General features: G+C 44.7%; 16 protein-coding genes. 9 read left to right on the forward strand and 7 right to left on the reverse strand.

The genetic code is table 11. From position 1 onward, the window contains the following. Positions 1-44: 44 nt before the first annotated feature. Positions 45-668, reverse strand: a complete 624-nt coding sequence (locus RA178_RS08805; protein ID WP_306685165.1) for a LysE family translocator — start codon at positions 666-668, stop codon at positions 45-47. Between the two features lie 225 nt (positions 669-893). After that, on the reverse strand, positions 894-1,376 hold the full coding sequence (locus RA178_RS08810; protein ID WP_306685166.1) for a hypothetical protein: 483 nt from the start codon (positions 1,374-1,376) through the stop codon (positions 894-896). A 255-nt stretch (positions 1,377-1,631) separates the two neighbouring features. Here RA178_RS08810 and RA178_RS08815 point away from each other — a divergent pair, with 255 nt between their 5' ends. The 7 genes from RA178_RS08815 to tnpA all read left to right on the forward strand — a co-directional run bounded on the left by RA178_RS08815 (position 1,632) and on the right by tnpA (position 6,842). Next, positions 1,632-2,207 carry a YbhB/YbcL family Raf kinase inhibitor-like protein gene (locus tag RA178_RS08815; RefSeq protein WP_168827397.1) on the forward strand — a complete coding sequence of 192 codons (576 nt, stop codon included), beginning with the start codon at positions 1,632-1,634 and terminating at the stop codon, positions 2,205-2,207. An 11-nt stretch (positions 2,208-2,218) separates the two neighbouring features. Then, positions 2,219-3,385, forward strand: coding sequence for an L-dopachrome tautomerase-related protein (locus tag RA178_RS08820; protein WP_251071153.1), 1,167 nt, complete (start codon positions 2,219-2,221; stop codon positions 3,383-3,385). 146 nt (positions 3,386-3,531) lie between these two features. Beyond that, a complete protein-coding gene (locus RA178_RS08825) occupies positions 3,532-4,008 on the forward strand; it encodes a VOC family protein (RefSeq protein WP_306685167.1) in 477 nt (158 codons plus the stop codon). Continuing rightward, a complete protein-coding gene (locus RA178_RS08830) occupies positions 3,995-4,984 on the forward strand; it encodes a glycine betaine ABC transporter substrate-binding protein (RefSeq protein WP_306685168.1) in 990 nt (329 codons plus the stop codon). Before RA178_RS08825 ends, RA178_RS08830 begins: the two co-directional genes overlap by 14 nt. After that, positions 4,981-5,466: an Atu1372/SO_1960 family protein gene (locus RA178_RS08835; protein ID WP_198573679.1), complete on the forward strand. Its 486-nt coding sequence runs from the start codon at positions 4,981-4,983 to the stop codon at positions 5,464-5,466. The genes RA178_RS08830 and RA178_RS08835 overlap by 4 nt, the downstream gene beginning before the upstream one ends. A gap of 169 nt (positions 5,467-5,635) precedes the next feature. Next, positions 5,636-6,190 (forward strand): sugar O-acetyltransferase, encoded by a 555-nt coding sequence (locus tag RA178_RS08840; protein ID WP_131525027.1) that lies wholly within the window; start codon positions 5,636-5,638, stop codon positions 6,188-6,190. Positions 6,191-6,404: 214 nt separating this feature from the next. After that, positions 6,405-6,842, forward strand: coding sequence for an IS200/IS605 family transposase (tnpA, locus tag RA178_RS08845; protein WP_306682077.1), 438 nt, complete (start codon positions 6,405-6,407; stop codon positions 6,840-6,842). 79 nt (positions 6,843-6,921) lie between these two features. On the opposite strand, the gene hppD is transcribed toward tnpA, so the two are convergent. Then, positions 6,922-7,962 (reverse strand): 4-hydroxyphenylpyruvate dioxygenase, encoded by a 1,041-nt coding sequence (hppD, locus tag RA178_RS08850; protein ID WP_106650847.1) that lies wholly within the window; start codon positions 7,960-7,962, stop codon positions 6,922-6,924. 76 nt (positions 7,963-8,038) lie between these two features. Next, positions 8,039-9,199: a homogentisate 1,2-dioxygenase gene (locus tag RA178_RS08855; protein ID WP_219251663.1), complete on the reverse strand. Its 1,161-nt coding sequence runs from the start codon at positions 9,197-9,199 to the stop codon at positions 8,039-8,041. Between the two features lie 207 nt (positions 9,200-9,406). Here RA178_RS08855 and RA178_RS08860 point away from each other — a divergent pair, with 207 nt between their 5' ends. Next, positions 9,407-10,321, forward strand: a complete 915-nt coding sequence (locus RA178_RS08860; protein WP_028759592.1) for a LysR family transcriptional regulator — start codon at positions 9,407-9,409, stop codon at positions 10,319-10,321. A 256-nt stretch (positions 10,322-10,577) separates the two neighbouring features. Further along, the gene (locus tag RA178_RS08865; RefSeq protein ID WP_113940919.1) at positions 10,578-11,372 is read left to right on the forward strand and encodes a TIGR00266 family protein; all 795 of its coding nucleotides are present in this window, start codon (positions 10,578-10,580) and stop codon (positions 11,370-11,372) included. Between the two features lie 92 nt (positions 11,373-11,464). On the opposite strand, the gene RA178_RS08870 is transcribed toward RA178_RS08865, so the two are convergent. The 3 genes from RA178_RS08870 to RA178_RS08880 form a co-directional block, all read right to left on the reverse strand. Next, the gene (locus RA178_RS08870) at positions 11,465-12,733 is read right to left on the reverse strand and encodes an MATE family efflux transporter (RefSeq protein WP_306685169.1); all 1,269 of its coding nucleotides are present in this window, start codon (positions 12,731-12,733) and stop codon (positions 11,465-11,467) included. Positions 12,734-13,102: 369 nt separating this feature from the next. Beyond that, entirely contained in the window at positions 13,103-13,441 is a 339-nt protein-coding gene (locus tag RA178_RS08875; RefSeq protein ID WP_105252185.1) for a hypothetical protein, read from the reverse strand. Positions 13,442-13,550: 109 nt separating this feature from the next. Beyond that, entirely contained in the window at positions 13,551-14,012 is a 462-nt protein-coding gene (locus tag RA178_RS08880; protein WP_105252186.1) for an EVE domain-containing protein, read from the reverse strand. Between the last annotated feature and the right edge of the window lie 225 nt (positions 14,013-14,237).

A 14,237-nucleotide genomic window follows, 5' to 3' on the forward strand; every position in this document is an offset into this window, starting at 1 on the left:
CATTTTAGGTAGAACGGGTTACATTAAGCGGTTAGTTCAAACCGTTAGCTCATGGCTAACCAAACTCCTACGCCTATCATTAGGCTGCCCGCAATGCGGTTTAACCAGCGAATATTATCACCACGGCTCAAGAAGATGCGCAGGCTTTTGCCACCACTGGCGTAGGCGAGCATAGAGGTAAATTCGGTCACCATGATAATGCTCAGTAAGGCGAGGAGCTGCGGTGTGACGTCGCGCTCGGCATTGATAAAAGGGGGCAATAGAGACACCATAAATGCCCAACCTTTAGGATTGGCAATGGCGGTAATAAAGCCTTGAGAGATCAAGGTGAAATTGCTGGCTCTGGGGTTAGTGTCATCATCACTTAATATGGCCATCTTGCCGCGCGCGCGCCACATCTGTACGCCGATAAAGCCTAAATAAATTCCGCCGATCCATTTGAAGATTTGAAAGATTTCGGGATAGTTGAGCATGATACTGGCAACGCCCATCACGGCGGCCGTGGCCACTAACGCCACCCCAACCAGTTCACCCAACATCATCCACAGGGTGCGGCGCACACCTATGCTCATACCCAGTGTCATGGCGAGTGTCATGCACATGCCCGGCGTGATAGAAACAAAGAAAAAAGTCGGGATAAACACAGCGAGTAAGGCAAAATCAGGCATGGTTTGGTCATTCTTGGGTGAAGATGAGAAGGTCGATAGTGTAATGAAAACGGAGGATTTAGCCAATCTGCTTATTTTGAACTTGCTCTCTTTAAATGTAATCGGTTGTGTTGGCTGGCGATATTTCACGCAAAAAACATATTGTAGTTATTATTAACAATATGCTCACTAACCCCATTGTGATTAATTCTGCAGTTGTTCGGTTAACAGCGATTAACTTCATAGTTAACGAGATAAGACATTGACTGTAGGTTCTACATCAGTATCGATCAAGTAGACACTATCGGCGCCCACTATATAATAACTGTATAGGTCTTGGTAAATATGTTCGCCTAATTCACCATAATAAGGACGGCGTGCATTTTTTACCGACTTCCATATTGGCCAAGGTAAAGAAAAATAATCGGCATTGGATTGATTCGTGATATTTAAATCTGAATCAATAGGGAATGGCGTATTGCTTTTATCATCATGTTGAATATCACTAAAGTTATCACTTATGTTATCTAAGAAGGTTTGATAACTTGACTCATCAATTACTTGTATTCCTGAAATCGTAGGGAAATACAATTCCATCGTGAATGCATCGTTATCAAGTTCTTGCCACAGTATGGTTAAAGATAAATGGTCTAATCTGCAACTCAGGTTCGGGTGTGGCTTTAGGTTTCTGTTCAAGGGAAACCAAGGTTGATAAGCCGCTTTAATCATAGCGAAACCTCGTTATATTATTGTGTTAAGAACATATCTTAGTCGTTTGGCTGTTACTTTTTTGCATTATTTTTGCTGAAAGTACCATAACCTAAAAATAACTGAGAAGCATGTTGAGATTATCCAATATTTTTTGAAACTCATATCAACCAAATGCGCCTTATCAATCATAATTTGATTGATATGCTAACCCACATTCTCAAATCAATGGTTAATGACTGTTCTAGGACAGTTCAAAAATGGGTTCAGCACATTATGAAATCGCCTTATTTCTCCTCTTTTAAAAATACTCTCTTGGTGACTGTCGCTTTGGCCGCCAGTATTAATTACGTTATGGCTGACGACAGTGCCTCTGCGTTTAGTCTCGAAAGTAATTTAGCTGATAATTCAAGGTTCCCTCCTGAGTATTATTGGAATCAATTTGGTTGTTCGGGCGAAAATATTGCGCCGCGTTTAACTTGGCAAAATGTACCTGCCGGTACCAAGAGCTTTGCTGTCACTTTATATGACAAAGATGCGCCTACTGGCAGTGGTTTTTGGCACCGTGTTGTGTATGACATTCCGGCACAGGTGTCGACTCTCGCAGGTGGTGTGAATGGCGGAGCGCTACCCAGTGGTGCCATTGAAGCTAATACCGATTTAGGTAAACCTGGATTCTTTGGACCTTGTCCACCAGAGGGACGTGAACACAGTTATGTATGGACAGTGCATGCTTTGGATGTGGCGCAGTTGCCGATAGACAAGGGATCAACACCCGCTTTGGTGGGATTCTATCTTTGGCAGCATAGATTAGGCGAAGCAAGTTTAACGCTTTTAGCTGGCCCACGTTAGGAGGAATGAAGATGACCATATTATCTACGCGCATTACATACCCAATGTTATCAAAGGCTTTTACTCTACTGGCAACCAGTTTGTTGTGTTCTCACTCATGGGCGACACAGACTGAGCCGCTGGCAAAAATGGAAGTCTTTGCCGAACTTGATGGGGCTGTGGGCGGTATTACTTTCACATCAGATGAACGATTGATTTTCAGTTATCACCCTTTCTATCAACCTAACATTAAGGTGGCAGAGCTTTTAGCGGATGGTAGTACTAAGCCTTTTCCTAATTCGGATTGGCAGCAATGCCATGATCCGCAGGGCAAAGCGAAAGAACCTGACACTTGCCTTAATTGGGTGTTGGGGCTGCGAACCGACGATCAAGACAGAGTTTGGCTATTAGACTCTGGCCAGCAGGCGCCACGTATTGAGCCTAAATTAGTGGCGTGGGATACCAAGAAAAACCAATTAGATCGCATTATTCATTTGCCCGCGCCAGTCTCTCTTCCTGAGTCACAACATAATGACTTTGTTATCTCATCTCGACATCAAGCGATTGTGATTGCCGATGAGGGGATTGGCACGGGTCCCATTGGTGAAAAGGCTGCGTTGGTGGTTGTGGACTTAAATACAGGGAAAAGTCGGCGCCTATTACAGGGTGATAACAGTGTGATGCCAGACTTACAGCGGCCACTGATTATCGATAAAGACTCAAAAGATAGAAAGCAGATTGAAGTCTATGTGGGTGCCGATGGCATTGCTTTAGATAAAACCCAAACATGGCTCTACTTTGCCCCGATGAATAAAGACAAAGTTTACCGTGTGCGGATGACAGATCTCATCAATCCTTCGTTAACGCCTGCGGCACTCTCTGCCAAAGTGGAGGCTTATGCCGATAAGCCCGACAACGGTGGCTTAAGTATTGATGAAGCGAATAATTTGTATCTAACGGAAGTGGGAGAGCGGGCCATTGGCGTGATCCCTGCTGATTCTCGCCAGTATCGCACTTATGTCCATGATGAACGTATGGTTTGGCCCGACGGTGTGAGTTATGGCAAGCAAGGTTATTTGTACTCTGGGGCTGCGCAATTACCGTTATCGGCGCCATTAAACAATGGCAAAGCTGAAAACAGTCCACCTTATTATATTTTCCGTTTTAAGCCGTTGGCTGCGGGCGTTCGTGGTAATTAATTCGAACAATTAATCTCATCAATTAATTTTATAACCTTACGCCAAGTGCTTATCTTAACTGAATTTATTCACACGATTTTTGCGGATTAAAACGGTTTGGATTCGCACTTGGTTATACCGAGTCAGTACTGCCAGAGGATGACAATATGAACATAATCGGATTGGATCACTTTACCATCAGAACGCCCAAACTGGTTGAAACGCTGTTGTTTTATCAAGTCATCCTTGGATTGAAATTAGGTTGGCGGCCACAGTTTGGTTTTCCTGGACATTGGCTTTATGCCTCAAATAAGCCCATTTTGCATTTGGTGGAAGCGGGCGATCAGGCGCTAGAGGCCTACTTAGGGGAAAGCAGAAATATTTATGGCTCGGGACGTGTTGACCATTTGTCGTTTCGTGGTACGGATTTACACCAGATGCAGCAGCATTTATGCCAGCAGAGGATGATTTTTGAGGAACGAATTGTGCCTGAGATTGGTGAACATCAGTTGTTTCTTGAAGATCCGAATGGCATCAAAGTAGAGATGATATTCCCCTATGCAAAGGACAACGCCATCGTAGGGATTGTGATGGATAGGCTCACTATTTTAGACACCAAGGAGCCTGAACATGGCGGAGATTAATGTCTTCAGAAGGCAATTATTGCAAACGTTGGGATTGGGCAGTTTGGCATCATTGGCATTTTTTCCTCGAGGTGCGATAGGTATGAATTCATTGAATAAGAGTACAAATATGGAGAGCTCACAGGGTAAGCCGATGATTCGCATGGGAGTGACGGACTTAAGTTTTCATCGCGTCACCGCCGCTGTGGTGGCCCATGTGATAGGGATTATGGGCAAAGAGGTGCAACGAAGCTATGTATTGCACGAGGCTAATTTTGAGCAGCTAGGTGAAGGCAAAGTGGATATGCTGTGTTCAGCATGGCTGCCCCATAGCCATGGGATTTATCGACAAGGTGTCGAAGAGCGAGTTGCTACGCGGCAACTCGGGCTACATTATGAGCCTTATGCGCTCTGGGGCGTACCCGATTATGTGCCTGTTGAGCAAGTGTCGAGCATTGAGGATTTACTCAAACCTGACGTGCAGCAACGTATGCGGCCCATCATTCAAGGGATTGGTGAGGGGGCGGGGATCACGCGATTTTCTAAAAATATCATGACGCAATATGGATTAACGGCGGCAGGTTATCAATTTAGAACAGGCACTCAGGCCGACTGTGTCGCCGCTTTTGAGTCTGCTGTGGCGGTAAACGATTGGGTGATCGTTCCTTTGTGGCATCCACAATTTTTACATCATCAATACGGCATTCGCGATCTTCAGGACCCTAAAGGTTTACTCGGGGGAAAAGATAAAGCGGTATTGCTCGCCCGTGAACACGAGTTAGCGGTTAATTTCTCGCCAGCACAAATTCAGGTACTTGATAACATAGTATTATCGAATCAAATGGTTGCAGAACTCGATTATGCGGTTAATCGACAAGGAATGACGGAAGATGAGGCCGCTGCGAACTGGCTGACAGTCAATCCTCAGCATTTGACGACCTGGTTAGCACCGCTGCTTAATCCTGCGAATGTCTCCTCTCAGGAGGTGACATTATGATGATCACACCTGAATCGCGGCTAGTGGCCGCTGGGCTTGAACTACCTGAGGTTGCTGCGGCTCTTGGAAATTACGAACCCTATTCAATTGTCGGCAGTCAGTTAATGACTTCGGGTCAGTTTCCCTATTTAGAGGGCGAGCTTCAGTATCAAGGACAATTGGGCGCAGATCATACTGTGAGCGAAGGCTACGCTGCCTGTCGTCTTGCGACCCTAAATGCCATTGCCCAATTGAAACAGGCTTGCGGTGAGCTTTCGCGGATAAAACAAATTTACCGCTTGGAAGGGGTGCTGAATGTGCATCAATCTTGCTTTGAACATCCTAAAGCACTCGATGGGGCTTCGGATTTATTGCTTGAAATCTTCGGTGAAGCAGGGCGTCACAGCCGGATGATTTGGACAAATCCTGTCATGCCGCTTAACAGTTTGTGTCTAGTGTATTTATTTGCAGAACTCTATTGTGATGACGAACAAAGGCAATGACCTTTGTCTCGATTGAGATTTAATGCTTGAATGTGACTCACATTGGCTATTAGCTAAATGTTCTGTCAGCAAGACGGGTAGTTCATTCAAGAGCATATGAGGCAGTTCTTGAACTTTCATCAATCGATTGTTAGGGTTAGGTCATCATGGACGGAATGTTGACAATACGATGACTGAGAAACAAAAAATGTTGGCGGGCCAGCCCTATAAGGCTTGGGATGATGAGTTATTGGCTGAGCGGATGCGGGCGAAATCCATTTGTCATCAGTTTAATCTAGCCGAACCGACTTTGCTTGATGCCCGAATGGAGCATCTTCGTGGCCTGCTTGATATTCAACACTGCGCCCATATTGAGCCTAATTTCTTTTGCGATTACGGCTATAACATCCATATTGGCAAACAATTTTACGCCAATCATAATCTAACCATATTAGATGTTTGCTCAGTCTCGATTGGCGATAATGTGATGTTTGGTCCCCATGTGATGATTTCTACCGCAACGCATCCTATTAATCCCATTGCGCGGCAAACGACGGAATACGGAGCGCCAATTCAAATCGGCAATAATGTCTGGCTAGGTGGAAACGTCTCTGTACTGCCCGGTGTGACCATTGGCGATAATTGTGTCATTGGTGCTGGTAGTGTCGTGAATAAGAGCATTCCCGCGAACTGTGTGGCGGCGGGGAACCCTTGTAAGGTTATCAAACCTATCGATGTGGACTAGCGCAGGAAAGTTAAAGCCGAGTGATTGGTGTCAAAGCTGATGACGATGTAGATAATCGTAGAAACAAAAACGGTACGCAGTGCGTACCGTTTTTTATTGTCATCCCAAAACCACCGCCTCTGGCGGTGGTGATTGTTCCTTGAGGCTATAGCCTGAATTACGCCCATGCTAAAAGAGACTTCTTATTCACCACAAGTAAGAGGAAACGAAAAGCATGGGCGATTATAGAAGTTCATCACATGTTTATTGGCGTTGCAAATATCATATTGTTTGGACTCCGAAGTACCGTTTTAAAATATTAAAAGGAAACCTTGGTAAGGAGTTATACAGGTCAATTTATATCCTTTGCAATATGAAGGGTTGTGAGGTTTTAGAATTAAACGTTCAGATAGATCACGTTCACTTGGTAGTCATAATCCCGCCGAAGCTGTCAGTATCAACGCTGATGGGAGTATTGAAAGGAAGAAGTGCGATAAGGCTATTCAATAAATTCCCTCATGTACGTAAAAAGCTATGGGGCAATAGCTTTTGGGCCAGAGGTTATTTTGTAGATACAGTAGGTGTTAATGAAGAAATCATTAGACGATATGTGCGCCATCAAGATAAACAAGATCAGGAAGATGAGGCTCAATTGTCGTTGCAGATGATGTAGGTTCTTGGAATAGCCCCTTCCAGGGGCAAGTCAAAGCCGCCTTCTAAGAAGGCGGATTCTTTACTAGTTGGATGAATACTTATAGTACGCCGCGGCGCATTTGGTCCCGTTCAATTGATTCAAACAGGGCCGTAAAGTTGCCTTCACCAAAACCTAAGTTATTCTTACGTTGGATGATTTCGATGAAAATCGGTCCAAACAGGTTTTTAGTAAATATTTGCAATAAATAGCCTGTATCATCACCATCCACCAGAATTTGGTGATGTTTAATGCGCTCACGATTTTCTGTGACCTGCGGTAACTTCTCGAAAATAGTGTCGTAGTATTCAGGGATAATGTCTAAGCATTGGATTGAGCTGCCTTCCATCGCATCCAGAGATTTAACGATATCGCGGCTTCTAAAGGCTAAATGTTGCACACCTGGGCCATTGTATTCCTTCAGGTATTCATCAATTTGGTTTTTATCGCTGCCTTTACCTTCGTTGATCGGGATACAGAAGCTGCCATCTGGCGAACGTAGGGCGTAGGACACTAGCGCGGTTTGTACGCCGCTGATGTCAAAGTAGCGCACTTCCGTAAAACCAAAAATGTTTTTATAGAAGTTAGCCCAATGTTCCATTGTGCCTTTGTAGACGTTGTTGGTTAAGTGATCGACCTCGATAAAGCCTTTCTCTTGGGTGATGACTTGCTCGTCTAAATCTTCAAAATCAGCGGCATAGATATTGTTATCTGCGCCAAAGGTGTCGATGAAATAAATTAAGCTGTCACCAATGCCGTAAATCGCAGGATAAGGCAGATCTTTGTTGGCATCATCGGCGGGTTTTGCACCACGTTCAACGGCAACGCGATAGGCAAAGCCGGCATCTTCTACACGCCAGCCCATAGAACAAATGGCTGGGCCGTGGGATTTAGCAAACTTAGCTGAGAAACCTTCGCGTTCAGTGTTGAGCAGAAAATTAATGTCATTCTGTTTGTAGTACAGGATGTCTTTGTTCTTGGCTTTTTTCAGCAGAGAAAAACCAAAGTCGATAAAGACTTTGTGCATAAAATCAGTATCAGGGCTGGCGAATTCAGTGAATTCGATACCTAATAAGCCCAGTGGATTTAGTTCGCTTGCCATGTTGTTTTCCTCGTTATTTTAGTGCAACACGCCGTCACTCTAATGACTCCCGCATGGGAGTGCTGGTGGCTTGGGGCTAGTCTTCTAGCCAAGAGCGGTTGTAGTCTTTGCTCATGCAATTTTGTACATGTTCGGTTAATTTCAGTGGGGCGAACGTGTCCACCATCACTGCATATTCATAGGTTTCTTTTTTGCCAATTGAGGCTTCAGTTCGGCCCGGTTGTGGTCCGTGGGCCACACCTTTTTGATGTAAGGTCATGTAACCCGCTTCAATGCCCGTGCGGCTCATAAAGTCGCCATCGACGTAATACAAGACTTCGTCGCTATCTATGTTGTTGTGGTAATAAGGCGCTGGAATCGATTTAGGGTGGAAATCGTAGGGGCGCGGTACGAAGTTACAAATCACAAAGTTATGGGCGGTAAAGACTAAGTGATCAGAAGGAGGTAGATGGATTTTGCCTACCTTTGGTGCGTATTCTGTGATGTTGAATGCCCAAGGATAAACGCAGCCATCCCAACCCACTAAATCAAAGGGATGCCATTCGAGCGTGGTGAGTTGGTACTTATCGCCAAACTTACACACTAAGGGGAAGGCGCCGCGCTCAACCACAGCCTCTTGCAGTGTAGGTACGCGCAAATCGCGCTCGCAGTAAGGTGCCGATTCTAATAGTTGACCATACTCGTTACGGAAATGCTTAGGCACTTCCACCATAGAGAATGACTCGATGACGAAAAGTCGCACATTGCTGTAATCGTTGAATTTTAGTTGATAAGTGGTACCACGTGGGATCACGAGATAGTCCCACTTTTGTACCTTAATCGTGCCGTACTCGCTGTAGAGTGTGCCTTCGCCTTCGTGGACAAAAACCACTTCATCGGCATAGGCGTTACGGTAAAACTCGTCGGTATCGGCGGTGACTTTGGCGGTATAAAGTGCTAAGTCATTGTTATAAAAAATCTTGTTACGGGCGCTGAAAAAATTACCTTCACGGTCGGCGTCGCGGGAATCGAGTTTATAGTTTTGGACCAGCGAATCTTCCCAATTGGCACCATGGCCTAGGCTGTAGGGCGCCACTTCCAATGCTTTGGTTGGCATGTTGTGGTGATATTTATTGGAATAAATATTGGAAAAACCATGGGTTGAGAACAACTCTTCACGGTAAAGCTCGCCGTTTTCCTTTTCAAATGCGATATGGCGCTTATGGGGAATCTGGCCTTGTTTCACATAAAATGGCATGGAGGATCCTTGGTTTTTACAGCGGCGTGAGATTAGCTCTACTTCGCTTGTCGTTATGGTTATGTGATCTTGTTATCAATTTAGTTGCTTGAATGAACAAAAAAAAGAATAATAAATCCGTTATCTTAATCTAAAAATTAGATGGTATTCTAATCTTTACGAATCGTAGTGTTTCCGTGACATGTTCATTAGAGCCAAGGAGTGACCATGCGCATCGATATTGATGCTTTTAATGTGCTGCAAGTGCTGGTGGAAGAGGGCAGTTTTGCCAAGGCGGCAGAGCGATTACACAAGGCGCAATCGGCGGTGAGTTATCAAGTTAAAAAGTTAGAAGAGCACCTAGGCGTGCCGCTTTTTAGCCGTGAGCAATATCGTGCTGAGCTGACGCAAGAGGGCCGCGTGATTTTGGCCGAGGGACAAAGATTACTGCAACACCTTGCAAACATTGAACATCTTGCCAGTCGTTTCAGTGAAGGCTGGGAGCCCAAGCTAGAGCTAGTGATAGACGGTGCCTTACCGATGGAGCCTATCATGACGGCCTTAAAGCGTATGGCTGAACATCAGATCCCCACTAAAATTCAGCTGAATATGGAGTTTTTAGGCGGCGTGCAACACAGATTCGAGCGTGATAATGCTGACTTGATGTTAGTGAAAGATTATCGCACTGGCCCCTATTATCATCCGCAGCCTTTGCCTGCAATTACTAGCGTGCTGGTGGCCAGTGCTTCGCATCCTTTGTCTTTTATTCGCGAAATTAGTTTGTCTGAGCTGCAGCAACATGTGGAATTAACTATCGAAGACTCTTCACCCAATAAAAGTTACCGCGATGAAATGCAATTTGGCGGCGATAAAGTGTTTTATCTTTCTGGCTTTATCATGAAAAAGAACGCTTTGTTAAAAGGCTTAGGTTTTGGCTGGTTGCCGGACTTTTTAGTGCAAGAAGAGTTAGCTAAGGGCGAATTAGTTGAAATCGACTTCGTCGGTGGCAGTCGTTTTACGTTTATTCCACAGCTCGTCTCGACCTTAGAGCGTCCGTTAGGGCGTGCGGGACAACTTTTTACCGAGTTGATATTAGAGGAGTTTGCTAAGGCTGAGCAGTTTAATGGCGTGGGTTTAGGTTGATAAGTCGCCGTTTGTCATTTTTTGATACAAGTTACCGCATAAAATAATCGCATTTTGACATTTTATGTCATAGATTAATGCCTAGGTCAGATGAAGGTTTAGATTGAGAGTTAAAATAAGGCCTAAATTCAGACTGAGCTTAGATCTAGATTAAGGTCGAGATGAAGAGTGAAATTGAGCCGCGATAAGTAAAGAGTCGTCCATCGGGGTCAATCTAAAGGATAGTAACAAGGAACTGACAGTTAAGGGGAACAGAATGTCTAGACGTTGTCATGAAGTGGATTATGAAATTATCGGCCACAGTATGCAGTTGGTTGAAGTGGAACTCGATCCTAACGAAACCGTGGTCGCTGAAGCGGGCGCGATGAATTATCTAGAGCAAGATATTAGCTTTGAGGCCAAAATGGGCGATGGCTCTGAGCCTGAGTCAGGCTTTTTTGGCAAGTTGGTGGGCGCGGGTAAACGGGCATTGACGGGTGAGAGCATTTTTATGACTCACTTTACCAACCAAGGCAATCAAAAACGTAAAGTCGCCTTTGCCGCCCCTTATCCAGGCACTATCCTAGCGATCGACTTGGCCGAACATGGTGGTGAGCTTATCTGTCAGAAAGACAGTTTTTTGGCTGCGGCTTTAGGTACACGCGTGACGATGAAATTTAATCGCCGCTTAGGTACGGGATTTTTTGGTGGCGAAGGATTTATTCTGCAAAGCCTACAGGGCGATGGTATGGCGTTTATCCATGCGGGCGGCACCTTAGTGAAAAAAGAACTAAAAGGTGAAACCTTAAGAGTTGACACAGGTTGTCTTGTTGCATTTACCTCTGGGATTGATTACGACATAGAGCGTGCAGGCTCATTAAAGTCTATGGTCTTTGGCGGTGAAGGTTTGTTTTTAGCCACACTCAAAGGCCACGGGACGGTTTGGCTACAAAGCTTGCCATTCTCACGTATGGCGGACCGTATTATCGCCCATGCCCCATCTGCGGGAGGCAGTGATCGCGGTGAAGGCTCTGTACTCGGAGGTCTTGGTCGCATGCTCGATGGGCGCTAAATGATAAGCTGACATGCTGTCTTCTCTTAAGGCATTCCAGACTATCCTCTGGGATGCCTTTTTAGTTGAAACCTCTCATTTCCTTTATCGTTTTAAGCATTTTCGCCGTTGTTAAGGCTTTGCTGAATGCGTCTTTCAACTAGTTTAGATATGAGATACATCATCAAATAGCCCGTGCCTAAGGCTAAAATCACCGCGACGACATTCTCCGTATACAGGCGGTAAGCGTAGAAAGTACCGACCAGTACTGCGATACCAGCAAGGCGAATAAGTAGGCTTTGAGTAAAGTAGCCATGAGCTTTGATATAAGCTAGCTGGTAGCCATTGAGCATCATAAATATAAAAAACATGGAGAAATGCATTAATACTGGAGCCGCTTTAATGTATTGCTCGGGGAATAACCAAGCGACTAACGGCTTGCTCGCAAAGACCATAACGACAAAAAAAATACCGCTGATCCACAAAGAAACTTTCGTCAGCCATGATTTAATTTGTTGGACTTCGTCAAAGCGTTTTTCTCGTACGCACACTGCGACTTCGGGCAGTACAAACCGGTAGATGGGAAAGACAAAAAGCAGGGTGAGGTAAGTGATCATCGGCCGCACCACCACTTGGAAATCACCCAGTTCATCTATGCTGAAATAGGCAATAGTCAGCAGTACGGTGATGTAAATCATCAAGATACTGGCACCCGCTTCCATGGAAGCCGTCAGGCTTTTCTTCATAAAACTGCGTAAACCCGTATCAAAATGCACTGCACTTAAGGGCGGAGTGGCAATATCTTTGCGCCGTTTTAAGTACATATATAAGGCAACGATGAGCGATGACAGTGTCATGCTGTAAAAGAGTGATGCAATGGCTGTTTGTTTTAAGCCATAGAAACATAATAAAAAGCTAGTCACTTGCGCGAGCGGCTCTAACCAAGTGACTCTATTGGAGATGGCATATAGCCGGTACATGGCAATTTGATTGGTAAAATAGACCTTGAGCCCCATACTCAGAATAATCCCAACCAATTGAAAATATTCTACATTAAGATGCAATTTGTGCTTGATATAGGGTAAAACTAAGCCCCATGTCAGTAATACCATAGCGATCAAGCTGTAGCGGAATATATTAGTGATATCCACATCTTGCTTGGTCTGGGAGTAGGCCACCACCATAGAGGAGCGAAATCCCGTCATTAGGATTAGCGACAGTGAGATAATGTCGATCACTGTGTGATAGAGCGCTAGATCGGCTTTGGCAACCCATTGTGCTAGCCAGAGTTTAAATAGAAACCCCACAGAAATACTGGCGAGTGATGCCCAGAACCCCGCAATAATTGCCTGCTTAACCCGTTGAAGTGAGGTGTTTTCCATTATCAAAAATCCAGCGTTAGTCTACGGTCATTATCGGGATGCTATGAATTCAATTAAGATTTTGCCTTAGCCGCATGAGTATTTTTAGGTGACACTTATCTTGTTCTGTTCGATATCTTTTCACCCTGCATGAGTCTAGCATTTAGCCAATTTACGACCAATAGCCAGATAGTAAAGATATGATAAATATCAATATGTTGCTTTATTGTAAGTTAGAACGTTATTGAGTGAGGACTGGGGTGATAAATTGTCTTACAGACAACGTTTTTTGATAGATGAAAGCAGTATTAAGAAGTACAACTACGCCCAGATAAGAGCTGGGCGTAGTTGTAAATGTGTCAGTTATAAATGCCATTTTGCCATGCGAAGTTAATCGGTAATGATATTGACGATATCGAGGATTTTACGGCTGTTATTATCGAGTTTGATTAGTGCACCTTCGACTTGAATGCTAATGATGCCATCTCTGTCTAAGGGTACTACGATGCGGCCGCGATCATAAATATCATGCTCAAGCACATCACCACGGTGGAGTTTTTTCTGCCAACCGGGTGGCAGTGGCTGACCTTGGTCAATTTTTTTCTGTAATCCCGGCGGTAGGCTTTTATCCTTTTTGTGGTGCTCATGGTCATCTTTAGCAAAGGTTGAGATGGACATCGTTAAGCTGAGGACAAGTCCTGTGATTACCACTGAGGTCAATTTATTCATCTGTACTCCTAAGGGGCATTGAGTTGATGTTGTGTCCAATGCTGGATGTGGCCAACAATAGGCGATGCGAAATGAACTATAGCTGAACGTTCTAGCTCAAGAGTGCTTTCTAGCGGGTTAACATAAGTACGGCTTGCCATTGTTCGGCGGTCACAGGTTGGATACTGAGTCTTGACCCCTTAGAGACTAAATACATGTCCGCCAGTTGGGGTAAACTTTTTATCAAACTTAAGGGAATAATCTCGTTAAATTTTTCGACAAAGCGGATATCCACTCGCAGCCATCTTGGTTTGGTTGGATCTGACTTAGGGTCGAAATACTTCGATTCGGGATCGAAGGCTGTGCTGTCGGGATACGCATTGGTCACGACTTCTGCTATGCCGACAATTCCGGGCACTTTGCAGCTTGAATGGTAAAAAAATACCTTGTCGCCAATCTGCATCTCATCGCGCATAAAGTTACGCGCCTGATAGTTACGGATCCCATGCCAAGCTTCGGTTTGGTTAGGGCAAGCCTTAAGATCATCTATGCTGAATTCGTCGGGTTCCGATTTCATAAGCCAGTAGTTCATCTTGTTTCCTTTACTCATAGTTGCCGTTAAGCGCTTCAATACTGCTGAGTTTATCTGAATTTTGCCGAATACCCCAGTTCGTCCCCCATATCAAACATTGTGAGTTTGATTAAGTTTCCGTTCAGATAACGTGGCTTAGCCTGTTGACAGCAATCTTATTTGGTATGCCTTATGCAAATTCTCGTTTCTAAGGCAAAGCGTCAAATTCGATCTCGGTGTGAGACT

It is taken from the genome of Shewanella oncorhynchi, from assembly GCF_030848765.1.
GTDB classification, from domain to species: Bacteria; Pseudomonadota; Gammaproteobacteria; order Enterobacterales; family Shewanellaceae; genus Shewanella; species Shewanella oncorhynchi.